The 25,484-nt window shown below is 60.5% G+C and carries 25 protein-coding genes; 12 read left to right on the top strand and 13 right to left on the bottom strand.

Annotation, left to right across the window (positions count from 1 at the left end):
* The first annotated feature begins 5 nt into the window (after positions 1-5).
* The gene (gene pdxA, locus J5J09_RS08020; RefSeq protein ID WP_208549134.1) at positions 6-1,031 is read left to right on the top strand and encodes a 4-hydroxythreonine-4-phosphate dehydrogenase PdxA; all 1,026 of its coding nucleotides are present in this window, start codon (positions 6-8) and stop codon (positions 1,029-1,031) included.
* Positions 1,031-1,861, top strand: coding sequence for a 16S rRNA (adenine(1518)-N(6)/adenine(1519)-N(6))-dimethyltransferase RsmA (gene rsmA, locus J5J09_RS08015; protein WP_208549133.1), 831 nt, complete (start codon positions 1,031-1,033; stop codon positions 1,859-1,861). The genes pdxA and rsmA overlap by 1 nt, the downstream gene beginning before the upstream one ends.
* Before the next feature lie 37 nt (positions 1,862-1,898).
* On the opposite strand, the gene J5J09_RS08010 is transcribed toward rsmA, so the two are convergent.
* The 8 genes from J5J09_RS08010 to fabD form a co-directional block, all read right to left on the bottom strand.
* Positions 1,899-4,091, bottom strand: coding sequence for a methyl-accepting chemotaxis protein (locus J5J09_RS08010; RefSeq protein ID WP_281436215.1), 2,193 nt, complete (start codon positions 4,089-4,091; stop codon positions 1,899-1,901).
* Positions 4,092-4,206: 115 nt separating this feature from the next.
* Complete coding sequence (gmk, locus tag J5J09_RS08005) at positions 4,207-4,854, bottom strand: guanylate kinase (protein ID WP_208549131.1); 648 nt, start codon at positions 4,852-4,854, stop codon at positions 4,207-4,209.
* Positions 4,855-4,856: 2 nt separating this feature from the next.
* Entirely contained in the window at positions 4,857-5,747 is an 891-nt protein-coding gene (locus J5J09_RS08000) for a YicC/YloC family endoribonuclease (protein ID WP_208549130.1), read from the bottom strand.
* Between the two features lie 19 nt (positions 5,748-5,766).
* The gene (gene mltG, locus J5J09_RS07995) at positions 5,767-6,933 is read right to left on the bottom strand and encodes an endolytic transglycosylase MltG (RefSeq protein WP_208553349.1); all 1,167 of its coding nucleotides are present in this window, start codon (positions 6,931-6,933) and stop codon (positions 5,767-5,769) included.
* 143 nt (positions 6,934-7,076) lie between these two features.
* Positions 7,077-8,339, bottom strand: a complete 1,263-nt coding sequence (gene fabF / locus J5J09_RS07990; protein ID WP_208549129.1) for a beta-ketoacyl-ACP synthase II — start codon at positions 8,337-8,339, stop codon at positions 7,077-7,079.
* Between the two features lie 111 nt (positions 8,340-8,450).
* On the bottom strand, positions 8,451-8,687 hold the full coding sequence (locus tag J5J09_RS07985) for an acyl carrier protein (RefSeq protein WP_120663470.1): 237 nt from the start codon (positions 8,685-8,687) through the stop codon (positions 8,451-8,453).
* 273 nt (positions 8,688-8,960) lie between these two features.
* Positions 8,961-9,698 carry a 3-oxoacyl-[acyl-carrier-protein] reductase gene (gene fabG / locus J5J09_RS07980; protein ID WP_208549128.1) on the bottom strand — a complete coding sequence of 246 codons (738 nt, stop codon included), beginning with the start codon at positions 9,696-9,698 and terminating at the stop codon, positions 8,961-8,963.
* Positions 9,699-9,725: 27 nt separating this feature from the next.
* Positions 9,726-10,670, bottom strand: coding sequence for an ACP S-malonyltransferase (fabD, locus tag J5J09_RS07975; protein ID WP_208549127.1), 945 nt, complete (start codon positions 10,668-10,670; stop codon positions 9,726-9,728).
* A gap of 194 nt (positions 10,671-10,864) precedes the next feature.
* On the opposite strand from fabD, the gene J5J09_RS07970 reads away from it, so the two are divergent.
* Both J5J09_RS07970 and J5J09_RS07965 read left to right on the top strand, forming a co-directional pair.
* A complete protein-coding gene (locus J5J09_RS07970; RefSeq protein WP_208549126.1) occupies positions 10,865-11,908 on the top strand; it encodes an aldo/keto reductase in 1,044 nt (347 codons plus the stop codon).
* A gap of 132 nt (positions 11,909-12,040) precedes the next feature.
* A complete protein-coding gene (locus J5J09_RS07965) occupies positions 12,041-12,952 on the top strand; it encodes a calcium/sodium antiporter (protein WP_348646479.1) in 912 nt (303 codons plus the stop codon).
* A gap of 86 nt (positions 12,953-13,038) precedes the next feature.
* Here the strand turns inward: J5J09_RS07965 and J5J09_RS07960 are convergent, their stop codons facing one another.
* A complete protein-coding gene (locus tag J5J09_RS07960) occupies positions 13,039-14,085 on the bottom strand; it encodes a class I SAM-dependent methyltransferase (protein WP_208549124.1) in 1,047 nt (348 codons plus the stop codon).
* A 278-nt stretch (positions 14,086-14,363) separates the two neighbouring features.
* Between J5J09_RS07960 and J5J09_RS07955 the strand changes: the two genes are divergently transcribed.
* From J5J09_RS07955 to J5J09_RS07930, 6 genes are all read left to right on the top strand, one after another.
* On the top strand, positions 14,364-16,364 hold the full coding sequence (locus J5J09_RS07955; protein WP_208549123.1) for an EAL domain-containing protein: 2,001 nt from the start codon (positions 14,364-14,366) through the stop codon (positions 16,362-16,364).
* A gap of 289 nt (positions 16,365-16,653) precedes the next feature.
* A complete protein-coding gene (gene rpsF, locus J5J09_RS07950) occupies positions 16,654-17,100 on the top strand; it encodes a 30S ribosomal protein S6 (protein WP_208549122.1) in 447 nt (148 codons plus the stop codon).
* Between the two features lie 12 nt (positions 17,101-17,112).
* The gene (rpsR, locus tag J5J09_RS07945; protein WP_208549121.1) at positions 17,113-17,358 is read left to right on the top strand and encodes a 30S ribosomal protein S18; all 246 of its coding nucleotides are present in this window, start codon (positions 17,113-17,115) and stop codon (positions 17,356-17,358) included.
* Positions 17,359-17,544: 186 nt separating this feature from the next.
* The gene (locus J5J09_RS07940) at positions 17,545-18,528 is read left to right on the top strand and encodes a DUF2232 domain-containing protein (protein WP_208549120.1); all 984 of its coding nucleotides are present in this window, start codon (positions 17,545-17,547) and stop codon (positions 18,526-18,528) included.
* A 13-nt stretch (positions 18,529-18,541) separates the two neighbouring features.
* Complete coding sequence (rplI, locus tag J5J09_RS07935; protein ID WP_208549119.1) at positions 18,542-19,117, top strand: 50S ribosomal protein L9; 576 nt, start codon at positions 18,542-18,544, stop codon at positions 19,115-19,117.
* Positions 19,118-19,423: 306 nt separating this feature from the next.
* On the top strand, positions 19,424-20,920 hold the full coding sequence (locus J5J09_RS07930; protein ID WP_208553336.1) for a replicative DNA helicase: 1,497 nt from the start codon (positions 19,424-19,426) through the stop codon (positions 20,918-20,920).
* Between the two features lie 38 nt (positions 20,921-20,958).
* Here the strand turns inward: J5J09_RS07930 and J5J09_RS07925 are convergent, their stop codons facing one another.
* On the bottom strand, positions 20,959-21,354 hold the full coding sequence (locus J5J09_RS07925; protein WP_208549118.1) for a rhodanese-like domain-containing protein: 396 nt from the start codon (positions 21,352-21,354) through the stop codon (positions 20,959-20,961).
* An 83-nt stretch (positions 21,355-21,437) separates the two neighbouring features.
* Between J5J09_RS07925 and ftrA the strand changes: the two genes are divergently transcribed.
* A complete protein-coding gene (gene ftrA / locus J5J09_RS07920) occupies positions 21,438-22,433 on the top strand; it encodes a transcriptional regulator FtrA (protein WP_246745804.1) in 996 nt (331 codons plus the stop codon).
* 33 nt (positions 22,434-22,466) lie between these two features.
* Here ftrA and J5J09_RS07915 read toward each other — a convergent pair whose 3' ends face one another.
* The 3 genes from J5J09_RS07915 to J5J09_RS07905 all read right to left on the bottom strand — a co-directional run bounded on the left by J5J09_RS07915 (position 22,467) and on the right by J5J09_RS07905 (position 24,394).
* Positions 22,467-22,766: an AzlD domain-containing protein gene (locus J5J09_RS07915; protein ID WP_208549116.1), complete on the bottom strand. Its 300-nt coding sequence runs from the start codon at positions 22,764-22,766 to the stop codon at positions 22,467-22,469.
* Complete coding sequence (locus J5J09_RS07910) at positions 22,763-23,461, bottom strand: AzlC family ABC transporter permease (RefSeq protein ID WP_208549115.1); 699 nt, start codon at positions 23,459-23,461, stop codon at positions 22,763-22,765. The genes J5J09_RS07915 and J5J09_RS07910 overlap by 4 nt, the downstream gene beginning before the upstream one ends.
* A gap of 72 nt (positions 23,462-23,533) precedes the next feature.
* Positions 23,534-24,394, bottom strand: coding sequence for an AraC family transcriptional regulator (locus tag J5J09_RS07905; RefSeq protein WP_208549114.1), 861 nt, complete (start codon positions 24,392-24,394; stop codon positions 23,534-23,536).
* Positions 24,395-24,579: 185 nt separating this feature from the next.
* On the opposite strand from J5J09_RS07905, the gene J5J09_RS07900 reads away from it, so the two are divergent.
* Positions 24,580-25,482 carry a DUF3365 domain-containing protein gene (locus tag J5J09_RS07900; RefSeq protein WP_208549113.1) on the top strand — a complete coding sequence of 301 codons (903 nt, stop codon included), beginning with the start codon at positions 24,580-24,582 and terminating at the stop codon, positions 25,480-25,482.
* Positions 25,483-25,484: the final 2 nt, after the last annotated feature.

Genomic DNA, 25,484 nt, shown 5'->3' with positions numbered 1-25,484 from the left:
AGCATATGGCCGCCAGCTCAGACCGTCCCCTCGCCCTCACCCAAGGGGACCCCGCAGGTATCGGCCCCGACATCGCCTTGATGGCGTGGCGTCAGAGGCGGGAGAAGGCGATCCCGCCCTTTATTTATATCGGCGATCCTGCAGTGTTGGCAGTTCGTGCCCGCCAGCTGGAGCTGGATGTGCCGATCCACGAAACGGACGTAAACGAAACGACCGCCGTGTTTGACGGTGCCATGCCCGTTCTTCCGCTACGTGGCGATATCGACGTGGTCGCCGGCCAGCCGCATGTGGCCACCGCAAAAACCACCATCGCTGCGATCGAGACGGCGGTTGCCCTCTGCATGGAGGACAAGGTGCGCGGCGTCGTGACCAATCCCATTGCAAAATCCGTCCTTTACGAGTCCGGCTTCAAGTTTCCGGGCCACACCGAATTTCTGGCGGATCTGGCAAGCCGGCGAACGAATGAAGCCTATCGACCCGTGATGATGCTGGCCGGGCCCAAGCTCAGGGCTGTTCCCGTGACCGTGCATATTCCTCTCAAGGATGTGCCGGGTTCACTGACGGAGCATGCGATTGTCGAAACCTGCCGCATTGTCTCGGCCGATCTCAAGGGCCGTTTTGGACTTGCTTCTCCAAGGCTGGCGGTCGCGGGTCTCAATCCCCACGCGGGTGAAGGCGGCGCGCTCGGGACCGAGGACGAAGATATCGTCCATGCGGCCGTGATGAAGGTGCGCGATCTCGGCATTGACGCATTCGGGCCGCTACCTGCGGACACGATGTTCCACGATGATGCCCGCCGACGTTACGACGTCGCCGTGTGTATGTATCATGATCAAGCGCTCATTCCGGTCAAGGCACTCGACTTCGACGAGTCGGTCAACGTGACGCTTGGCCTGCCGTTCGTTCGCACGTCGCCCGATCACGGCACTGCGTTCGGCCTGGCGGGAACGGGAATAGCCAGACCGAACAGCCTGATCGCGGCGCTCAAGCTGGCCGACAGCATCACCGGTCGAACAGTGGCAACGTCCTGATGGCGGCGCTCGATGGATTGCCGCCGCTGCGCGATGTCATCGCGCGGCACGGGCTCGACGCCCGTAAGGCGCTCGGCCAGAATTTCCTGCTCGACCTCAATCTGACGCAAAAGGTTGCGCGTACCGCCGGGTCGCTGGAAGGCGTGACGGTATTCGAGGTCGGTCCCGGTCCTGGTGGGCTGACGCGCGCCATTCTGGCGCTGGGTGCAAAAAAGGTTGTCGCTGTCGAGCGCGACAGCCGTTGCCTGCCGGCGCTTGCCGAGATTGCTGGTCACTATCCTGGACGGCTGGACGTGATCGAGGGCGACGCTCTTAAAACCGACTTTGCAGCCTTGGTCCCAGCCGAAGAGCCGGTGAAGATCATCGCGAACCTCCCCTATAATGTCGGCACGCAATTGCTCATCGACTGGCTCCTTCCCGGTCGGTGGCCACCTTTCTGGCAGTCCTTGACGCTGATGTTTCAGAAGGAAGTGGGCCAGCGCATCGTGGCACAGGAGGACGACGATCACTACGGCCGCCTCGGCGTTCTCTGTGGCTGGCGGACGGATGCGCACATGGCATTCGACATTCCGCCTCAGGCCTTTACGCCGCCGCCGAAGGTGACGTCAACAGTGGTGCATCTGGTGCCGCGCCCCTCGCCACTGCCGTGCGACGCGGGCAAGCTCGAGAGAGTGACGCACGCCGCCTTCGGCCAGCGCCGCAAGATGCTCCGCCAGAGCCTGAAACCGCTCGGCGGCGAGGCGTTGCTCCTCAAGGCGGACATCGATCCGGCGCGCCGGGCGGAAACACTCTCGGTCGAAGAGTTCGTAAGGCTCGCTAATCTACTTTGACCAACGGCGTTCTGCGGACATTCGACATAGACTTCGCTCAGGCAGCCTGCGCCGAAGGCGGTGCGGTCCGGATGTCGAACACGCTCACCTGCTCTTTCAGACGATCCGCCTCCGTCGCGAGCCCATGGGTTGAGGCGTTCGTTTCCTCGACCATCGCCGCGTTCTGCTGCGTCACCTGATCCATCTGGTTGATCGCGGCCGTGATTTCGCCGAGTGCCGCCGACTGTTCCTGCGTGGCGCGGACAATCGCGGACACTTCATCGTTGATGCGCGCAACATGTTCCTCGATCCCCTTTAGGGCCTGGCCCGTCTCGCCAACGAGATCAACGCCTGCCTTCACTTCGCGCGCCGAGCGCTCTATGAGCTGTTTGATCTCACGCGCGGCACTGGCCGATCTTTGGGCCAACTCTCGGACTTCCTGGGCGACGACAGCAAATCCCTTTCCTGCCTCGCCCGCGCGAGCCGCCTCGACGCCGGCGTTCAGCGCGAGAAGATTGGTCTGGAAAGCAATTTCATCGATGACGCCAATGATCTGACTGATCTGGCCTGAAGACTGCTCAATCTGGCCGATGGCTTCTACGGTGCTCACCACCACCTCGGCGGATCGACGCGCATCCACGGTCGCCCGCCCGACCAGCATGCCGACCTGTTCCGCACGCTTGGCGGAGTCTCTCAAAGTGCCGGTAACCTCTCCCAGCGAGGCGGAGGCCTCCTCAAGGGCGGCGGCCTGTCTTTCAGTTCGTTGAGCGAGGCTGTTCGCTGCCTGCTGCAGTTCCTTGGTTCCACCGTGAATTGTCCGCGTCCCGTCGCTGATCGTCGACATGACGTCCAGCAGCCTGTCCATGGAACTGTTGAAATTCTGCCGCAATGCATCGAGGTCCGGCGCGAAGGAGCGGTTTACCCGGTAACCGAGGTTGCCGGCGGCAAGCGCGTCCAGCCCTCCGGCCAATTGATCCACAGCGAAGCTGATCTGTTCGGCGCGCAGGGCCCGCTCCTGTTCGGCTTCCCGCTCACGCGCCTGCTTCGCCGCGATCTGTCGAAGCTCCTCCTCACGTTCGCGCGCCGCCTGTTCCTCCGAGTTCGCGATGCACTGACGGATCGCCTGTCCCATGCGACCAATCTCGTCCTTGCCCTCGGAGTGGATCAGATGCACGTCAACCTCTCCCGCCGCCAGCCGCTGCACAGCGTCCGTCAGCATGCCAAGAGGGCGAACCACGGTATAGGTCAACGAGCCGGTCATGAGAAACGCAAGCACGAAACCGCCGCCGACGATCGACACGACAACAAGAAGGTGCCGCAACTCGGAATCGGCCAAAATTTTGGCATCCTCTATGATACCGGCCAACGTTTCGTTTTCGATTTCCTTGAGGTGTTCGATGCGCCGGGTGGTGAAGTCAAACCACTCCCGTGCGTCAAGCCCGGAAAGATCCCTGGATGCTTCGAGTGACAGCATCCGGCTCCGATATTCCTGAACTTTCCTCGCATCCTCACTCTCGATCTCGGCCTTGAACTGCGGGCGCACATCTTCTGGCAAGAGCTCTATGTACTGGTTCAGAAGCGCCAGCTGGGCGCCGTGCAGACCGATAAACTGAAGATAGGTTTTCGCATCGAAGGCGCCGGCGGTGATATAGCCATTGCCCATGCCACGCTCCTGTCCGGCCACCTCCTTCGCGTTCATCAGCAGACTGTAGGCGACCAGCTTGCCGGTCACGCTTTTGGACGTTACTGCCAGGGAAAACTCTCGCGAGAGATTCATGAGGTGGATGATCGTTCCGGTGTAGTAGGCAAAGGCTTCGCCCCGTTCCACCTCCAGTCTGTCGATCCGTCCGCGAATGTCAGCGATCATGGCAAGCTCGGTACGGATGGTGTCAACATGACGGATGAGAGCCGGATCTCCCTCAGCTGAAATGTGGTCGATCACCGTGTTCATCGATTGGAGTTGTGGGCCCGCTTTCTCGCGCATGGCCATCATCTCCTTGCCGAGCTTCTGTCCCTTGGAGCTCAAAAAGCCGGCTGTCATACCACGTTCGCCCTGTAATTGGTGGACGAGATCGCCAATAACCGCCAAGTCGGATCCTACATCCTGCAGATGTTTCGCATCTCTGTAACTTTGAAACGTCGTCACGGCTTGCAGATAGGAAAGAGTCGCTGCAGCGGCCAAAGGCACTGCCAGCGCCGCCAGCAACCGCCACTTCACGGGAATATCGATAAGGCGCACGTTGTCCCCCATCAGGTCGAGCGATAAGTTCGACACAATCTGTGCGCGTATTATGTTTAACTTTAGTTAAATTGAATTTTAAAGGCAGAAAAATATTCAGCCACAACCTGACGGCTAGTCTTGTGCGCTACTTTACAAGGTCGTTTACGAAATCGAACAACCCATGCCGACGATCCCGGCGCAGGCGCTCGGCCTTTACGATCGACTGAACGGCGTCAAAGGCGTTGTTGAGATCATCGTTGATGATCACGTAATCGTATTCGCGCCAATGGGCGATCTCCGCCCGCGAATTTGCAAGGCGCGTCTGGATAACCTCCTCGGTATCCTCCGCACGACGATGAAGGCGGGACTGCAGCTCGGCCATCGTGGGCGGAAGGATGAAGATCGAGACAATGTCCGCTCCCATCTTGTCCTGCATCTGCTGGGCACCCTGCCAGTCGACGTCAAACAACATATCCCGGCCGTCCGACATGGCCCGTTCGACCGGTTCACGCGGGGTGCCGTAGAAGTTGCCGTGCACCTCGGCCCATTCGAGCAGCGAGTCTGAATCCCTGAGGCGCTCGAATTCCCGCTTGGAGACGAAGTGGTAGTGCACGCCTTCGATCTCGCTCTGGCGCCGTTCGCGCGTCGTGACGCTGACTGAAATGCCGATGTTGCGATCCTTCTCAAGCAAAGTGCGCGCAATCGTCGATTTTCCCGCCCCTGAGGGGGAGGAAATCACCAGCATCAGTCCCCGCCTGGCGACCTCGATCGCCCCCGTCTGCCCCGTCGCCATAACTACTCCAGATTTTGAACCTGCTCGCGGAACTGGTCGATCACGACCTTCAGTTCGATGCCGGCCGCCGTGACAGCGACAGAATTCGACTTGGAACAGATAGTATTCGATTCGCGATTGAATTCCTGCGCCAGGAAATCGAGCTTGCGCCCAATCGGCCCGCCCTTCTCCAGGAGTTCCCGTGCGGCAGAAACATGGGCATTGAGCCGGTCGATTTCCTCGCGCAGATCGGCCTTGGTGGCGAGCAAAGCCGCCTCCATATGGAGACGGTCACGATCAAGAGACGGGGCGCTGTCGATCAGGGCGGATATCTGGCTCTCCAGCTTCCTGATAATTTCAGCAGGTGTGCGGGATGGATCCTGCTCGACGGTGCGCGTCAGTTCTTCGATGCGATCCACATGAGCGGCGAGCACGGTTTTCAATGCCTCGCCCTCGCCTTCACGCATCAGGCGCAGAGAATCGACTGCGTCGGCCAGGCCTGCAAGGATCACTGCTTCTCGCGCTTCGACGGCTTCGTCACTGTCCGGGGCTTCCTGCAACTCGACGAGACCGCGAATGCCCATGAGCGTGTCCAGCTTCATCGGCGCCATATCGATAAGCTCTGGTCCGATTTCCTCGCGCAGCGCCAGGACAGCCGCCAGCGCGTCGCGGTTGAGCACCGCCTCGATCCTGGTCTCGGCCACGGACACGGTCAGCGAGACCTGCAGATTGCCGCGGGAGAACTTCTCGGACACGAGACGCTTGGCCTCGGCTTCATAGCCTTCCATGCCGGACGGCAGGCGAAGTCGCACATCCAGACCCTTGCCGTTGACGGAGCGCAACTCCCACGCCCAGCGGTAGCGCCCACTGGTGCCTTCGCTGCGGGCAAAGCCGGTCATGGATTGCAGCGTCATGGCAGGTTCCCTTCCCGTATCAGTTGGCGTCTTCGCTCCCGGCCTCGACCACCACATCGGGGTCGACGCCGCGCTCGGCTTCTATCTTGCGCCAGCGGCGGACGTTGGCGTTGTGCTCGTCAAGCGTCGCTGCAAAAGCGTGCCCTCCGGTGCCATCAGCCACGAAATACAGGTCTTCGGTCTTCCACGGCTGCGCCACAGCCTCAAGCGCGGCCTTGCCTGGATTAGCGATCGGTCCTGGCGGAAGACCCTTGATGACATAGGTATTGTACGGGGTCTCCTTCTTCAGATCCGACTGATAGATCGGACGATCAGAAGGCTTCCCGTCACCGCCGAACAAACCGTAGACGATGGTGGGATCCGACTGAAGGCGCATGCCTTTGCTCAGGCGGTTCATGAATACGGACGCCACATGGGCGCGCTCGTCATCCTTGCCGGTCTCCCTCTCGACGATGGAGGCGAGTATCACAAACTCTTCCTTGGTCTTGATCGGCAGATCCGGATCGCGCCGCTCCCAGATGTCGTCGACAAGCCGCTGCTGCGCCGCCAGCATCTGCTGGACGATTTCGCCGCGGGTGGTACCTCGGGAGAACTTGTAGGTATCGGGACGCAGGCTGCCCTCCGCAGGCAAGTCCTCAGGCACCTCACCTTCCAGAATCTCGTCGTTGGCCAAGCGCTGGAAAACCTGCTTCACAGTCAGTCCCTCGGGCACCGAGAAGGCGTACAGAATCGACTTACCTGATTTCAGCAGTTCCATGATCTCTTTCATGGAGGCGTTCGCCTTGATCTCGTACTCTCCCGCTTTCAGCGTCTCGCCGTCACGAAGGTAGGTCGCCGTGACATAACGGAAGATACGCGCGTCCGACACCAGGCCGTTGCGCTCGAGACTGTTGGCGATGGCCGCAAGGCCTGCACCATTCTGCACGACGAAGTGGGCATTGGTCGGGAGCGGTCCGCGCTCCTGATAGGCGGACATGACATAGTAGAAGCCAGCGACGGCCACGACACAAACGGCGACCGCCAAGGTCATCAGGAAGTTCAGGAAAATGACTAACTGGCTGCGCGCCTTTCGGGAGCGACGCGGCGGCTGCGGAACGCGTTCCGGCCGGAGCGCTTCTGTCGGCGACTTCGGAATGATGGGTCCGCTCGCCGGCCGCGGTGCATCACCGGTTCGGCCAAACTGGATCCCATCGTTCTGACTGTTATCGGTCACGGCAGTCCTCTCAAAGTAATCGGCTCCGCTGTCTCGCCGAGCATTGCGGCAAAATACCGGTTCGGCCAGCCTCGACGGGAGCGATCCACAATCCGGCGCAGCCCGCAGGCCGCTCGTCAACCTTCGTAGCGACGCAATACGAGTGAAGCGTTGGTACCGCCGAAGCCGAATGAGTTCGACAGCGCAACATTGATGTCGCGTCTGCGCGCCACATGCGGGACAAGGTCTATCGCCGTCTCGACGTCGGGATTATCGAGATTGAGCGTGGGAGGAGCGACATTGTCACGGATCGCGAGCGCGGAGAAGATGGCTTCGACCGCCCCCGCCGCTCCGAGCAGATGCCCTATCGCGGACTTCGTGGACGACATTGAGATCTTCGACGCGGCATTGCCGACAAGGCGCTCAACGGCCCCGAGCTCGATCGTGTCGGCCATAGTCGAAGTGCCATGGGCGTTGATATAGTCGATGTCGGAGGCGCCCAGGCCCGCGCGCTTCAGCGCCATCGTCATGCAGCGGTAGGCGCCCTCACCGTCTTCAGACGGAGCGGTTATGTGGAACGCGTCGCCCGACAGTCCGTAGCCGACGACTTCGGCGTAGATCTTCGCGCCGCGTGCCTTCGCGTGTTCGAGTTCTTCAAGAACCACAACGCCCGCTCCTTCGCCCATGACAAACCCGTCCCGGTCGCGATCGTAGGGACGCGACGCCTTGGTCGGCTCGTCGTTACGGGCCGTGGACAGCGCCTTGCAGGCGGCAAAGCCGGCAAGCGATATACGGCTGATCGGTGACTCCGTGCCTCCGGCCACCATCACGTCGGCATCGCCGAGAGCGATCAAACGGCTGGCGTCACCGATGGCGTGGGCACCCGTCGAGCATGCGGTGACAACGGAGTGGTTGGGACCGCGCAGCTTGTGCTTGATCGAAACCTGGCCAGAGGCGAGGTTGATCAGGCGGCCCGGGATGAAAAATGGCGATATACGACGGGGGCCCTTGTCGCGCAGCGTGTATCCAGCCTCGACAATGCCCTCGATTCCGCCGATGCCGGAGCCAATCAGAACGCCGGTAGCAATCTGGTCATCATCCGTTTGCGGGTGCCAGTCAGCATCGGCCAGCGCCATGTCGGCGGCCGCGATCGCATAAATGATAAAGGGATCGACCTTGCGCTGTTCCTTGGGCTCCAGCCAGTCATCGGCATTGAACGTGCCGTCACTTCCATCGCCCACAGGAATGCGGTTGGCAATTTTGGCGGGGAGGTCATCGACCTCGAATTCCGTCACGAGGCGAGCACCGCTCTGCCCCTGCAGAAGCCGGGACCACGTCACTTCCGTTCCGCATCCCAAGGGGGATACCATCCCGGTCCCGGTGATAACGACACGTCTCATCGTCGGCTGACCCCACCTATTCGCAGATGCCACTCAAAACAGAGAGGCCCGCACTAAGCGGGCCAGAGGGAACGGGCAGCGACTGCCCATTCCATTTCGGATCGCGCTCGATCAGGCCTGGGCTTTCTCGATGAACTTGACAGCGTCGCCGACGGTCAGGATCGAGTCAGCAGCATCGTCCGGGATTTCGACGCCGAATTCCTCTTCGAACGCCATGACCAGTTCGACCGTGTCGAGCGAATCCGCGCCCAGATCATCAATGAAGCTGGCGCTCTCAACGACCTTGTCGGCTTCAACGCCCAGGTGATCTACAACAATTTTCTTTACGCGTTCTGCGATATCGCTCATGTCGGTTTCCTCGACCTTTAATCATCACAAAGGTCCATGATGGACCCTTTGCCTGTCAAAGCCGGACAACGCATTTCTGCCTATCGTCCGGCAAACCCGTTCGGCCCCGTCCACATTCGGCAACATCGTGGAAAAACGCAATTGCCGTATGCCCTTGAAGGGGCGACTGTTCACAGTCATGGCCCGCTTAACACGGTTTACTCCCGTCGCAAAGCCAGAAAATGTGCGTGTCCGATCCGCTCAACACCCAATTTTGCAGGTGGTTGAGGCGGATCAGATCATTGCCATGCCGCCATTCACATGCAGTGTCTGACCTGTCATGTAGCTGGCCTCGTTGGAAGCGAGATAAACCACCGCGGACGCGACTTCCGCACCGGTGCCCATACGCTTCATGGGTATGGCACCCATGATGGCTTCCTTCTGCTTGTCGTTCAGCTTGCCGGTCATCGCACTTTCGATAAAGCCCGGAGCGACGCAGTTGACGGTCACGTTGCGAGTGGCAATCTCCTGCGCCAAGGATTTGGAGAAGCCGATCATGCCAGCCTTGGAAGCGCAATAGTTGGCCTGGCCTGGATTGCCGGTGACGCCGACGACAGATGTGATGTTGATGATACGGCCAAAACGACGACGCATCATTGGATGGGTGAGTTCACGCGTCAGACGGAAGACGGCGGTGAGGTTGACCTCAAGCACCGCATCCCAGTCGGCATCGGACATGCGGACGAAAAGGCCATCCTTGGTGATGCCGGCATTGTTGACGAGAATGTCGACACCCTCAAGTTCGGCTTCGGCCTTCTCGCCGAGCGCCTTGACCTCGTCACGATCCGACAGGTTGGCCGGGAAGATCTTCACACGATCGCCTAGCTCTGCGGCAAGCGCTTCGAGCTTTTCCACACGGGTCCCGTGCAAGCCGACAATGGCGCCACGCGCGTGCAACTGGCGGGCGATCTCCTCGCCGATGCCGCCGGTCGCGCCGGTCACAAGGGCCTTGCGGCCTGAAAGATCGAACATGTTTCTATCCTTTTCTTTCGAACGTGGTCAGCCGAGCATCGTCGCCAGAGCGGCGTCGATATCTGCCGGCGTATTGACGGAGATGCCATTGACGGTCTTATCGATGCGCCGGGCCAAGCCGGTCAGCACCTTGCCGGAGCCCAATTCATAGAGGGTCGTCACGCCATTGGCGCCGAACCATTCAACGGTCTCGCGCCAGCGGACCTGACCGGTGACCTGCTCCACCAACAATGCGGCAATCTCTTGGGCGTCCGTTACCGGCGCGGCACGGACATTGGCGATCAGCGGCACGACCGGGCTTTTCTTTTCGACCTTGGAAAGCGCCTCACGCATGGCATCGGCGGCAGGGGCCATCAGCGCGGAATGGAAGGGTGCGGAGACCGGCAGCATGATGGCACGCTTTGCGCCCTTTTCAGACGCCAGTGCGGCTGCTTTTTCGACGGCGGCCTTCGCGCCGGAAATGACGAGCTGGCCACCGCCGTTGTCGTTGGCGATCTGGCATGAACCGGCGGTGGACGCCTCCTGACACACGGCCTCTACGTCCCCGTGCTCGAGGCCGATGATCGCCGCCATGGCGCCCTCGCCTACCGGCACGGCAGCCTGCATGGCATTGCCGCGAATGCGCAGAAGCCGCGCCGTGTCGGCGAGCGAAAAGGTTCCGGCAGCGCAGAGTGCTGAGTATTCGCCAAGCGAATGACCGGCAACAAAGGAGACCTTGTCCTTGAGGTTGAGGCCCCTCGCCTCCAGAATGCGGATCACGGCCATGGAAACGGCCATCAGGGCGGGTTGGGCATTCGCGGTGAGGGTGAGCGTCTCTTCCGGGCCGTCGAACATCACCGCCGACAGCTTTTCGCCGAGTGCCTCATCGACCTCCTCGAACACGGCACGCGCCTCGGCATAGGTTTCGGCCAGCTCCTTGCCCATGCCGACGGACTGGCTGCCCTGGCCTGGAAACGTGAATGCGACTGACATAGGCGGTCGTCCTTCCCTGATCTTTTTGCCCTCCAATTCACGTTTGTCCGGCGGGAGTCAAGTGATCAGCCTGTTGCGGCGAGGCAATAGGCGTAACAGAAATGACCTGAAACGACTTGCGCGGACGACGAAGCGGCCTAAATTCGCGTCTCGCCTTCCAAGCTCGCAGCCTTCTTCAGAAACCGGGACGTTCCATGAAATACAACACACTCGGCCGCACTGGCATTTCCGTGTCCGAAATCTGCCTCGGCACCATGACCTGGGGCTCGCAGAATTCCGAGGCTGAGGCCTTTGCGCAGATGGATTATGCCGTGGAAAACGGCGTCAACTTCTTCGACACGGCAGAACTCTATCCGACCACTCCCCTTTCCCCGGAAACCTACACTCTTACCGAAAAGATCATCGGCAACTGGTTTGCTAAGACCGGCAAACGAAAGGATGTGGTGCTTGCTACCAAGGTCGCCGGCGCGGGGCGGTCCTATATTCGGGAAGGGCGACCAATCACCGGCCAGACCGTCATAGAGGCGGTCGATGCGAGCCTGACGCGTTTGCAGACCGACTACATCGATCTCTTCCAGATTCACTGGCCGAACCGCGGCCACTACCACTTCCGGCAGGTCTGGACATACGATCCTTCGACGCAGGACCGGCAGGCTGCGATCGACGGGATGCTGGAAAAGCTGGAAGCGCTCGATGTCTGCGTCAAGGCAGGCAAGATTCGTGCGATCGGACTATCCAACGAGACGACGTGGGGAACACAAAAATTCATTTCGCTCGCCGAAAGCCGCGGGCTTCCGCGCGTGGCGACGGTGCAGAACGAATATAATCTTCTCTACCGAACGCATGACCTCGACATGGCGGAACTTTCGCATCACGAGGAGGTCGGTCTTCTCGCCTATTCACCTCTCGCTGGCGGTATCCTGTCCGGCAAGTATCTCGACGGGCAAAAGCCCGCCGGCTCAAGAGCTTCGATCAACGGCGACATCGGCGGGCGATTGAAGCCGATGCAGGAACCGGCAACGAGGGCCTATGTGGATATCGCCCGCAATCACGGCCTCGATCCTTCCCAGATGGCGCTCGCCTTTTGCCTGACTCGTCCGTTCATGGCCTCGGTCATCATCGGGGCAACGAGCATGGAACAGTTGAAGATCGACATCGGCTCGGCCGATATAACGCTGTCCGAGGATGTGTTGCGGGAGATTGCCAAGGTGCACCGCATGTATCCCATGGCCATCTGAGCGGTACCGTCAGCACGGACCAACATTTTCGTGAACGTGTCGCTCTTGAAAAGACACACACCCGATTACCACCTGCTCTCCGGTCGATGCAGGGCGCCCGCGCCCGAATAGAAGGGGATTTTCTTGGATTATGTGCTGGTTCTCGGGGGCCTGGTCGGTCTCTATTTTGGTGCGGAATGGCTGCTGCGCGGCGCAATCGCGCTGGCACAAAAACTCGGCCTTCCGACCCTGATCGTCTCGTTGGTGATCGTCGGCTTCGGCACATCCATGCCGGAGCTTCTGGTTTCCGTCCGCGCCGCACTCTCCGGCTCGTCGGATATTGCGATCGGCAACGTGGTCGGATCGAATACGGCGAATATCCTGTTGATCATCGGCGCCTGTGCGATGATCTTCCCGATCACGCACTGGGACAAAGGCGTGAAGCGCGACACCTATGTGATGATAGGTGCATCGCTGCTGCTGCTGGGGTTGGTTCAGTTCGGGGAGATTGGCCGGATCGTCGGATTGGCGATGGTCGCGGTTCTGGCGGCCTATCTCGGTTATGCGTATGTGCAGGGCAAGGGTGCGGCGGATGAGGACGTTCGCCACGAAACGCTTGGTCCGGGATTCATGGCGCTCCTCATTCTCGGCGGTCTTGCCACGCTCTTTGTCGGAGCGGAGCTTCTGGTGCGCGGCGCCACAAGCCTTGCCCGCGATTTCGGCGTCTCCGAAGCGGTGATCGGCCTGACAGTGGTCGCCGTCGGCACCTCCCTGCCCGAACTTGCAACCGGCGTCATGTCGGCGCTGCGCAAGCACTCCGACATCATGATCGGCAATATCGTCGGATCGAATATCTTCAACATCCTGTTCATCCTCGGGGTTACCTCGGTGATACAGCCGATCGGCGTCGATGCGCGGTTCGGCATGTTCGATGTGCCGGTGATGCTTGTGGTGACCCTCGGGTTCGCCGCCCTGCTCCTCACGCATGTGGGCGTCAAGAGGCTCGTGGCCGCAGCGATGCTCGTGTTTTACGGTGCCTACACGGTCGCGCTGGTTCAGGTGTGACCTGGGCCAGCACACTCGGCAAGTTTAGTACCTTAAAATGAAATGGCCCGCCAATGGCGGGCCATGACTTCTGATCTGCCACTACTTTACGCCCGCTTGCGGATCGTTCCGTAGATGATGTTGCGGTTGTCGCCAAACCACACGCGGGCGTCCACGGTGTTACGTTCAACGCTGGAGTTGATCACCCGCCACATGTCCGCCTCCGAACGCTGCAGGAGCTCCCAGTTCATATAGGACTCCATGTAGCCATCATCGGCCATTTCATCGGTGAAGTTCGCAAACAGAAAGACACCGTCAGGCTTCAGCATCTCCATGCAGACCTGGGTGAGCTTGATCGCCACCTTGTCGGCCAGATAGTCGTAGAGACCGGCCGCGTAGATGAAGTCGAACTTGCCGATCTGGTGCTTCTTTCCGAGAAGCCCACGCACCGAGCCGTCGATCGCCTCGATGCAGGTGCCGCCAAACTGGCTGGAGATGGTGCCGATGCTGATCGGATCCTGATCAAGAGCGACCCAGCGCTTGATGCCGCCATTGCGAAGCGCGACCGATTTTTCGGCCTCGCGAAGATGGCCGGCAGCAACGGTCAGAATTTCCGTATCCGGCCCCTTCTCGGCGGCGATGTCATCGACGTACTGCGTGAGGATATCCCGCCGTTCCCGCACGGCCACCGGGCCGGGCGCGTTGATCGTGTATTCGAAGATGCCGAGACCAAGCGGTGTCGACTTCGCCACCTCGTGCGCCACATCCTGATGACCGTAGATGAAGTCGATCAGGCTCGCATCGCCCGAGTAGCCCCTCGGCTTTTCGAAAGACCAGCGGGTGAACGGGCACTGCTGGAAAATTCTGGCCGAAGGGTGGGCCTGGACGATCGGGATGAGTTCCATCCAGATGGCAGGTCCGAATTTGTGGCGGATGTCATGAAGGGCTCCGATGAGCCATTTGACAGTCTGGGCGGGGTCCACCCGATCTTCAATACGCTGCACTGCAAAGCGCATGATCAGCGCAAGCTCGGCCTTCGCAGTGGGAAGCTGCTCGGCAAATTGGTCGACGGAAGACGAGGAGGAAAGTTCCTTGCTTACAGACTGGGGGGTAATAAGGCTTTCGCCATCAAGTGCAAAATTGAGTTCAGCCATGGGAGCCTCACTGGTTAATATACAGTTAACTCTACCCCTAAAGTTGCCAGCGACGCCAGCTTGGGCCTTGGAATTCGCAAGGATTGGTTAATTCCCAATTTGACCCCTACAATTTCAATGAATTTGGAAAACGTTAACGCGATGTAGGTAGTGTGTGTCACATAAAGGGCCTTTGAACGGCCGGCGCAGACGAAATTTTTAGGGTTTGAGTTAGTGCGGCGGCTGCACCCGAGACGCAGGTTTCTCGCGAGGTGGCGTAGGGCTGGTGGTGATAATGCATGACGCATGTATTGGCCGATATGATCGAGACCGACTTTCGCAGCGAGCCGATGAAGCCGGCTCCGGAATCCTTGCGCTCGCTTTACGACAGCGAAAGTGAAAGCAAGCGCAAGCAGGTCACTCGGCATGGTCTGTGGATCGCTGTCGCAGCATACCTGCTTTACTCCCTCACAGACGTCCTGTTCCTGCGAGACGTCGCCGCGCAGACGGTCGCGGGCCGGTTTGCGGTGGGTATCGTTTCGCTCTGCCTTCTGGAACTGACATTGCGCCTGCGGGCGAGCGCCAATCTGGTGGACGTCCTGGCGGCAACCGCCGTTCTCAGCGGCTACGTGGTCTGGCTTTTAACCGGCTGGAACACTGCGGAGACGGCGTCATTCTCCTATTACATGGTTTTTGGCGCGATCTTCATGATGAGCCTGAACCTGTTTTTCAGCTTCCGCTTTCCGGTGGCACTCGCCGCCTCGACAACGACAATGGCGATCTTCCTCGGGTCGCTCTACGCCTACATGCCCATGGATCTGATCTACAAACTTATCCTTGGCGCCTTCTGCATATCCTGCTTCGTATTTACGTCCTACGTGAACCTCCAACTGAACCGTGAGCGTTTCAAGGTCTTCCTGAACGCGCTTGAGGCCCGCCTGCAGCAGAATGCATCGGAGGAACGGGGCAAGGCGCTCCTCAGGCTCTCGAACACCGATCCACTGACCGGGCTCGAAAATCGACGCGCGGTCGATCAGCGCCTTCGCACGCGCTGGCAGGACTGGCAGGAAAACGGCGTGATGTTCGCCGTGCTGCTTGTCGATGTCGACTTCTTCAAGCGCTATAACGACTGCTATGGTCATCAGGAAGGCGATCGCTGCCTCACCACCGTGGCGAAAGGTCTGTACGACGCCATATCCCATTATGACGCGGCGATCGGGCGATATGGCGGCGAGGAGTTCATCGTCATCGCGCGAGTCGAGGATCAGAAAGAGGTCGCGGACCTTGCCGAGACCATATGCCGGTCCGTACGTGAAATGGCGCTGCCGCACGGACAGCGCCGCGACGGTATTTCGATTGTCACCGTGAGCGTCGGTGCGTCCCTGACGCGTGGCCAGTCGGTCAAGCTCGAAAAGATCATCCACGAGGCCGATCGGGCCCTCTACACGGCCAAGGCCAACGGCCGCAACGGGGTGAAGCTCTTCGATCCGGACGACCCGCAGAGCAGCGACGAAAGCGAGCATATCGCGGCGATCCTGAAGATTGCCCTGGAGCAAAAGCTTGTGTCGCTCGTCTATCAACCGATCCGTGGCGTGCAGAGCGGCACGATAGAAGCTGCCGAGGCGCTGATGCGGCTGAAAATGCTGGACGGAGCGCCCGTGTCCCCGGCGGTGTTCATCCCTATCGCGGAACGGACAGGAGCCATTATCGAACTTGGGCGATGGGCGATCCGGACGGTTTGCGTCGACCTTCTGGCGAAGGACCTCGTGCAGGTCGTCAGCGTCAATGTCTCGCCTATACAGCTCAAGATGCCCGGTTTCGCCGCGTCTGTCGCCCTTATCCTCGCCGAAACCGGTGTCTCCGGCGGGCGCCTCGCGTTCGAAATAACCGAAGGCGTGGAAATGGAGATGAACTCCGATATCCTGCGCTGCATCAGCGACCTGAAGAAAATGGGGGTCCAGATCTGGCTCGACGATTTCGGCACAGGCTTCGCCGGTCTCTCGTGGCTTAGGCTGATCGACTTCGACACGGTGAAGATTGACCGCTCCTTCCTGCATGACTGCGACCAGAAGCGTGGCCGGACGATGATGCAGGACATCATCAGCTTGCTGCGGAACAGGACCCGTACCATCCTGGTCGAAGGCGTGGAGACGGGAGACCAACAGGCTCTCATGGAAGAGTACAAGATCGACCACCTGCAGGGCTACCATGTCGGTCGCCCCGTGCCGGTCGAGCAGTTCACAGCAGAGCCGAAGAAGGTCGAGGCGGTGGCAGGCCGCAAATCATCCGCGCGTCGGTAGCAAGACCCGCGACCTGACCGGCACGGCGAACTTTGCAAAGTCCTTGCCTTTCCCCGGAAAATCCGTATAAGCGCGCTGTTCACAACACCCGGTCATTTGGCTGGTGGCTGAACGGAGGGCTGGTTTTCGTCGTGAAAGCCGCAGGAACCAGAGGGTTCCGGTCTCCCGTGTCTCCGCTCTCGACCGTCTCGAACAACGCTTTTCTTGCCTCGGCTCATCCGATCAGGAGCAGTCGTTGAGGCTTAGCGCCGGATCCGGGTGTGACAACCGCAAGAAAGGCAAGTCTACAATGGCTCTTTACGAACATGTATTCCTTGCCCGGCAGGATATGTCCGCTCAGCAGGTTGATGCCCTCGTCGAACAGTACAAGGGTGTTCTCGAAGCTAACGGCGGCAAGGTCGGGCGCGTAGAAAACTGGGGTCTGAAGTCCCTCACCTACCGCATCAAGAAGAACCGCAAGGCTCACTACGCCCTGATGGACATCGACGCTCCGGCAGCTGCCGTCCATGAAATGGAGCGCCAGATGCGCATCAACGAAGACATTCTTCGTTACATGACCATCGCTGTCGAGGTCCACGAAGAAGGCCCGTCCGCTATGATGCAGAAGCGCGACCGCGATGACCGTCCGCGCGATGATCGTGGCCCGCGCCGTGACTTCGGCGATCGTGGTCCGCGTCCGGACCGTGGCCCGCGTGAAGGTGGCTTCGAGCGCCGTCCGCGCGAAGATCGTGCATAAGGAGAACTGACAATGGCTGAAACATCGTCCGCGGCTCGCCGCCCGTTCCACCGCCGTCGCAAGACCTGCCCGTTCTCCGGCGCCAACGCTCCGAGGATCGACTACAAAGACGTTCGTCTCCTGCAGCGCTACATTTCCGAGCGCGGCAAGATCGTTCCGTCGCGTATCACCGCCGTATCGCAGAAGAAGCAGCGTGAGCTGGCCAAGGCCATCAAGCGCGCCCGCTTCCTCGGCCTGCTGCCGTACGTCGTAGCATAATGACTATGCGGGCCGCCGGTTAACGTCGGCTGCCCGCCTCCCCTTCCGCGTTGGGCGCGGATCGGAACACCACCCCGCCTCCGGCAAGCCGTTCACGAAACGCGCCGGGGACCGGAAAATCCCATGTTGGGGATCCGGAAATGGTCCGGGCAATCCCCTAACTGCTTGAACGGCAGGACAGCGAACGTGAAACAACTGGACGGAAAACTGCTGACCACCGGCATGCTCGCCGGACTGACCGCTGCACTGCTGGTGCTGGCGGCGAACGCGCAGCCGTCTCTGTCGTCTTTTCTATATGCGGCATCCGCAATGCCGATCCTGATCGCCGGCCTGGGCTGGGGCAATGTCGCGGCAATCGCCGCGATCGTTACCGCAGCAGCGCTTGGCTCGATCGCCGTGTCGCCGCTCTTCGCGGCTTCGATGGCCATTTTCACCCTGCTGCCGGCCGGCTGGGTCAGTCATCTCGCCAGCCTCGCGCGTCCCGCGTCCGAAATTGGGGGGCCCGATCATCTGATTGCCTGGTATCCGCTGTCCGATATCCTGATGCATCTGTGCGCGCTCATCGCGCTTGCGGTTGTGTTCCTCGGCGTCATGATCGGTTACGGCCCTGAGTTCATTCGAGAACTGGTGAATGCCGTGATGACGGCGGCGACCGCCCAGGAAGGGGCGTTCCAGCCGACTGCGGATGACATCGCCCAGATCGAACGGCTGATGCTCGTGCTTCTGCCCGTTGTTCAGGGCGGCATGTGGGTGATGATGCTCACTGCCACCTACTACTTCGCGATGCGCATCGTCACGGCATCCGGCCGGGCCAAGCGCCCGCGGGAGGACATGCCCTCAGCCCTGCGCATGAACCGCAACGCGATGCTGATCTTCCTCGCCGGCCTGCTAGCCGCCTTTGTCGGCGGCCCGATCGGCCTCGTTGGCGTCACTGTGTGCGGGACATTCGGCGCGGGTTTTCTGATGGCCGGTTTTGCCTCCCTGCATCTGCGGACCCGCGGCAAAGACTGGCGCCTGCCGGTTCTCGTGTTGGCATACCTGTCGGTTCTTTTCCTGCTGCCGACCTTCATCATTCTCATTCTCGGACTGGCCGATGCGCGCCGGACCGTGGCCCTCACGCCGGCTCAAAAGGCCGACACGAAATCAGACAACAACGAAACACAAGACTGAAAGGAACAAGACAATGGAAGTCATTCTTCTTGAACGCATCTCCAAACTCGGCCAGATGGGCGAAACCGTGAAGGTTCGCGACGGCTTCGCACGCAACTACCTGCTGCCGCAGGGCAAGGCGCTGCGCGCCAACGCCGCCAACAAAGCCCGTTTTGAAAAGGAACGCGCCACCCTTGAAGCCCGCAACCTCGAGCGCAAGTCGGAAGCCCAGAAGGTTGCCGAAGCCCTCGAAGGCAAGTCGTTCATCGTCGTGCGTTCGGCTGGTGAAACCGGGCAGCTGTACGGTTCGGTTGCTGCTCGCGACGTCGTCGACATCCTGGCCGCCGAAGGCTTCAACATCGGCCGCAGCCAGGTCGAGCTGAACACCCCGATCAAGGCTATCGGCCTGCACCAGGTCACGCTGCACCTGCATTCCGAAGTCGAACTGACGGTCGAGCTGAACGTCGCCCGTTCGGCTGAAGAAGCCGAGCGCCAGGCCAAGGGCGAAAGCCTCACCTCGGCCGACGCCATCTACGGCGTCGACGAAGATGCGCTGCGTCCGGAAGACTTCTTCAATCCGGAAGCCGAAGACGAAGACGACGACCGCTAACCGCGGTTTCGTTCATCGAACGAACAATCTGGGGCCCGGTCCTGCATCTTGCGGGCCGGGTCTTCTGTATTTTGCGGCTTCGGCCGCCGCGACGCTCTCCCTGCTATTTTAGAGAATCATCCCACAGCATAGAATGGCTTCTCCGGCATGATTCCCTCGATTGCCGTCAAGCCCACCATTCAGCGGCCTGTTGATAGACGTGGACAACACGAAAAAGCCGAATGAAGGGGTCATGGCTGTTGACTGCGAGAGCCGAGGTGGCCAAACCCGGATGATCCAGCCGAAACTGAAAAGACCGTTGTGACCATGATCGATGCCGTTCGCAAGATGACGCCCCCGCAGGCCGCCGAGCCGCTTTACCGCGAAGCTCCGAACAATATCGAGGCGGAGCAGGCCCTTCTCGGCGCCATTCTCGTCAATAACGATGCCTACTACCGGGTGTCGGACTTCCTCAAGCCCGAGCATCTCTACGAACCGCTGCATCGCAAGATTTTCGAGGTCGCTTCTGAAATCATCCGTATGGGCAAGACCGCCAATCCGGTCACCATCAAGACGTTCCTTCCCGCGGATGAAAAGGTCGGCGACCTCACGGTCGCACAATACCTTGCTCGTCTTGCCTCGGAAGCCGTGTCGATCATCAATACAGAGGACTATGGCCGGGCGATCTACGATCTGGCGCTGCGGCGGGCGCTGATCCAGATTGGCGAAGACGTCGTCAACATCGCCTACGACGCGCCGCTTGACATGCCGCCACAGGCACAGATCGAGGATACCGAGCGGCGTCTCTTCGCGCTGGCGGAGAACGGTCGTTATGATGGCGGCTTCCAGGCGTTTTCCGATGCCGTGGCGCTTGCCGTCGACATGGCGGGCGCGGCTTTCGAGCGCGACGGCAACCTTTCGGGTATTTCCACCGGGATCGTATCGCTGGATTCGAAGATGGGCGGATTGCAGCGATCCGACTTGATCGTTCTTGCCGGCCGTCCGGGTATGGGTAAGACCTCGCTCGCCACCAACATCGCCTGGAACATTGCCGCGGCGTACGAACCCGAGGTGCTTCCTGACGGATCGTTCAAGGCCAAGAACGGTGGGGTCGTCGGGTTCTACTCCCTCGAAATGTCATCCGAACAGCTTGCCACGCGTATCATGTCCGAGCAGACCGAAGTGTCCTCCTCGAAGATCCGTCGCGGCGACATCACCGAGCATGAATTCGAAAAGCTGGTCGGCTTTTCCCAGACCATGCAGAAGGTTCCGCTCTACATCGACCAAACCGGCGGTATCTCGATCGCCCAGCTGTCGGCGCGTGCACGCCGTCTGAAGCGCCAGCGCGGCCTCGACTGCCTGGTGGTCGACTATATCCAGCTGATGACCGGCACCGGCAAATCAGGGGAAAACCGCGTCCAGGAAATCACCGCGATCACCACGGGGCTGAAGGCGCTGGGCAAGGAACTCAACGTCCCGATCATTGCGCTATCACAGCTCTCCCGTGGCGTAGAAAGCCGAGAGGATAAGCGTCCGCAGCTTTCCGACCTGCGTGAATCCGGCTCGATCGAGCAGGACGCCGACGTCGTGCTCTTCGTGTTCCGCGAGGAATACTACGTGCTCGGCATGGAACCCCGCGACATGTCGGACCCGAAATACCCGGAATGGGAAGCCCATATGGAGCGGGTGCGCGGCACTGCTGACGTCATCATCGCCAAGCAGCGCCACGGACCGACCGGCACCGTCAAGCTCGCCTTCCAGTCGCAGTTCACGCGCTTTGCGGACCTCGCCGATCCGAGCTTTACGCAGTACGAAGAACACTAAGCATGAAACCCGCCTCAAAGGCGGGTTTCGTTTTCCGGCTACTCGCCGGTCGCGAGCGGGAAACCCTCATCGATCCAACCTGTCACTCCACCCGCCATGATTTTGACGGGGCGCCCGAGTTCGGCCAGGCGAAGCGCACCGCGGGCGGCCCCATTGCAATGCGGTCCGGCACAATACGTCACGAATATCATATCTTCCGGCCAGTCTGACATGCGATGCCCCGTGATCTTCCCATGAGGCAGGCTGATCGCCCCTGGCACATGGCCCTTGGCGTAGAGCGCGGGACCGCGCACATCCAGCAGGACGAAGTCAGGTCCCTTTGACAGAGCATCATGCACATCCCAGCAATCGGTCTCGAATTCGAACTCGGCGGCGAAGTGTTCGCGAGCAACCTCGCTGGGCGCGGGCTTGACGGTCGTTACGGCAGTCGGCATGGCTGTCTCCTTTTTGATGGAACGATAATCCAACGGAGAACCGCTGTTGAAAATTGGCGGGAATGACAATAGACGTAAAAATCATGACAAAGTCCCCTCACCTTACCGGCCCTCTCGTCGCGGCACTCGTCTATGACGGGCTTTGCACGTTCGAATTCGGCATCGTGGCGGAGATTTTCGGCCTCTCGCGCCCGGAGATGGGAAGCGGATGGTACCGGTTCGAAAGCGTCGCCATTGAGCAAGGCCCTTTCAGGGCGCATGGCGGCCTCACGGTTTCGGCCGATAGCGGGATCGAGCGGCTCAACGCGGCCGAGATCATCGTCGTACCCGGCTGGCGCGGCATCGACAGTCCTGTACCGGAAAACCTTTGTGAACGGTTGCGAGACGCCCATGCACGCGGCGCCCGCCTTATCTCTCTCTGTTCCGGGGCCTTCGTCCTGGCGGCAACAGGATTGCTGGACGGCGGCGTTGCCGCGACGCATTGGCGTTATGCGGATGCCCTCCGCAACAGATTTCCTTCGATAGATGTGGATGAGGCGTCGCTCTACCGGTCGCACAACGCGATCTTCACGGCGGCGGGCAGTGCCGCCGGTATTGACCTGCTGATCGAGATCATCCGACAGGATTTCGGCGCGCCCGCGGCCAATTCGGTGGCCCGCCGGCTCGTGATGCCGGCCCACCGGACCGGCGGACAGGCACAATTTCTGGAACGTCCGGTCGCCCAGCGGGAAGGCTCAGAGATTTCCCCCCTGCTCGACGCGATGCGAGCGGACATAGCGCTTGACTGGACGATCGGAAAAATGGCGCATCGATGCCGGATGAGCGAGCGCACCTTCCTGCGCCGCTTCGCGGAAGCGACAGGCACCACGCCAGGCGAATGGCTGACGGCAGAACGGGTGGCTATAGCGAAGGATCTTCTTTGCGGCGCCGGCGCGCGGATCGACGATGTCGCAAATGCCGTGGGATTTGGTTCAGCGCACACCCTTCGACACCACTTCCGGCGAAAGATCGGCATCAGTCCAACCGAATACCGCACTCGCTTCCTCGCGGAAGCCCGTGAACTCGCGCCCGCGCAGTGATTCCGGCGGATCATCGCCGAAGCGTTCGACCGGCTAACCTATCGATCGCAAAACGGCGACAACGGCGACCCCGGTCGCCGCTGCGAGAAGCATCGGAAACCGGAGCGCCAAGACTGCAACCGTGGCGCAAGCGATGGTCTCGGGCCACCCGGTGGCAAGGGCCGTGGGAGCGACGACGGCCATCAGCACAGACGGCGGAATGGCCTGCAGGACACGCTGGACCTCAGGCGACAGCGTGAAGGCCCGAAGGATGACAAAACCGGCAAGGCGCGTTGCGGCGGTCGCGAGAGACATAGCGACTATGGCCAGCAGGGTGTTTGAATCGACGGTCATTCGCCAGCTCCCGGCCGCCAGAGGACTGCGACTGTGGCCGCTGCGAGGCCGCCAAGAGCTCCTGCCAAGATGTACCAGACGCCCGGAACATAGTGGTTCACGGTTAGCGCTGCTGCCGCGCTGGCCGCCAGAACCGCACCCGTTTCGCTGCCCTTCCAGCACCCCATGACCAGCACGATGAAAATCGCCGGAAATACGAAGTCCAGACCGTAAACGACGGGATCTCCCAGTAAGGCCCCTATCAATGCACCGATGAAACCGGACAACACCCAGGCCAAATAGAATGGCGCAACGACGCCGAAGTACCATAGAGGCGTCAGTCTTCCCGCCCTCGCCCTGAATTCGGCGACGGCCCAGATTTCGTCGGCCATGAACAGCATGGCAGCGATCTTCTGTGACGACGAAAACGCGTCCAGCTTCGTGCCCAGGGAAACGCCCATCAGCGTATGGCGGATGTTCACAAGCAACGCGGCAATGCCGAGGCCGGCGACGCTTGCCGGATGGGTCCAGATGTCCATGGCGACAAATTGCGAGCCGCCAGCGAAGACAAGCGCACTCATCAGCAGCGCTTCCGCCGGTGACAGTCCCTCCGTCGCCGCGACCGCACCAAAGACCAGCCCGATCGGCACAACCGCCACCACGAGTGGCGCAATCGCCCGCGTTCCGGCGGTGATTTCCGAGACATTCCAGGACATTGGCAGCGCTCTCTCCTCAAGGATGGGAAGGAGATACTTCAAACGCAAGGGACCGATCTTGAACGAAAGTGATCAGGACTGCCGAAACTGTCCCGGCGTCAGCCCGACCCGCGCCTTGAAGTGCCGCGTCAGATGCGCCTGATCGGCGAAACCGCAGGCCGCGGCCGTATCGGCCAGCGAGGTACCAATACGCATCAGGTGGCGAGCGTAGCGGACCCGAAGGTCTGTCTGATACGCGTGCGGGGTGATGAAATAATGTTTTCGAAAGGCGCGGATGAGGTGGGCACGGCTGAGACCTGACTGTCGCGCAAGTGCCTCCAGTCCGATCTCCTCGCTGAAATGTGCGTCTATGTAATCCCTCGCCCGCCGCACTCCCACCGGTTCCGAAAGATCGCGCGGAACGATGATCGCGCTGCCGTGGCGGGCAAACATCGCCGACAGCACCGAGTACATCGATTCCTCGCTCTCCAGTTCACTGGAGCCATCGTCGAGCTTGCGATGCGCGCGGATGAATGCATCCGCCAGATGCGGGTCGGTCAACAACTGCCGGGAAAAACTTGGGGAGCCATGAAAGGCCCGGCCAGTCGCCTCCTCGAGGATCTCCGTGAACAATCCGGCGTCGGGGTAGATCATCCTGTAGCGATAGCCAGTCTCCGTCCCCGGCTGCCCGTCATGGGTCTCTCCCGGGTTGATGAGATAAAGCGCTCCCGGACCTGTGTGCTCCCGCTCGCCTCGGATCATGGCGACCTGCCGCCCGGCTTCGATTGCCCCGATCGAAAACGTATCGTGCGAATGCGGCGCGAATTCATGCGTAACGAACGTCGCCTCCATGCATTCCATGTGGCGAAACCGCCGATCGCGCCAGAAGCGCGTCCGTTCCGAAGGGCGCGTTGGCATGGCGATCGTGGCCTGTTCCTGCGAAACATTGTGCATCCGTTCAGCATATCGCCGGCAACGGTCAGCGTCTTGAACAAAAGTGACAGGCTGCGGATACCGATTATCGGGATCAACCCCCTCGGCGAAATACACCCAAAAAGCGTCGTTGTGGAAAACATGACAGCTGCTTAAGGGTTTTCCGAATCTCGCCTTTCATCCTCTCCCACTCCCCGGGTACCGTGATGCGCATCGAAGCCCGCTTTGGTATTATCCTCGCGTTCTGTTTCCTGTTCGGCGTGCTGGTCGCCGGCTACATCTCCTTCACGCTGGAGTTTCGGCAGGCGCGTGAAGAGGTGACGGAGAAAGCCAATGTTCTCCTGTCGATCGCGCTATCGATCCGGAACTACACCGGGCAACAGATCGCGCCGATCATCAACCGCTTGCAGGATGGCAGCGAATTCCACCCGGAGATCGTTCCTTCATATGGCGCGCAGACAACACTGCGGGGACTGAAGACACAGTTTCCCGACTACAGCTATCACGAGCGTTCCCTGAACCCGACGAATATCGCGGATCGGGCAGACGACTTCGAGGTCAGCCTGCTGCGGCAGTTTCAGGAAAATGCGGAACTGAAGGAATTGAACGGCGAAATTGGCGGACTGGGCCAGAGACGTTTTTATGTCAGCCGACCATTGCGCATGACTAATCCCGCCTGCCTGCAATGCCACTCGACCCCGGAAGCGGCACCGAAGGCAATGATCGCCAAATATGGCACCGGCGGTGGTTTCAACTGGAAACTCGGCGATGTCATCGGCATGCAGATCGTGGAAGTGCCGCTCCGCCCTATCACGGAACGCGCCATCAAGGGGGTCGTGACGACCGTCGGGTCGCTGACCTGCGTCTTCGTACTGACGAGTGCCATCTTCCTCTTCCTGCTGCGGCGCTACGTGACCCGCCCGCTCAAGACGATCACCGAGGTTGCCCATGACGTCAGCCTGTCATCGGGCGGCAAAACCGTGGAAACCGGTCTAGAGCTGGACGGCCAGTTCCATGATCTCGAACGCGCGATCCTCCGGCTCAAGAAGAGCCTGAACGAAGCCATCGGCGCGACGCGCGCCACGAAGCCGGATCCGGACAAGGAATGAGC

It is taken from the genome of Ciceribacter sp. L1K22, assembly GCF_017599385.1.
In the GTDB taxonomy this organism is placed as follows: domain Bacteria; phylum Pseudomonadota; class Alphaproteobacteria; order Rhizobiales; family Rhizobiaceae; genus Allorhizobium.
Note: the sequence above shows the minus strand (reverse complement) of the source record. Positions and strands in the feature narration are given on the sequence as shown.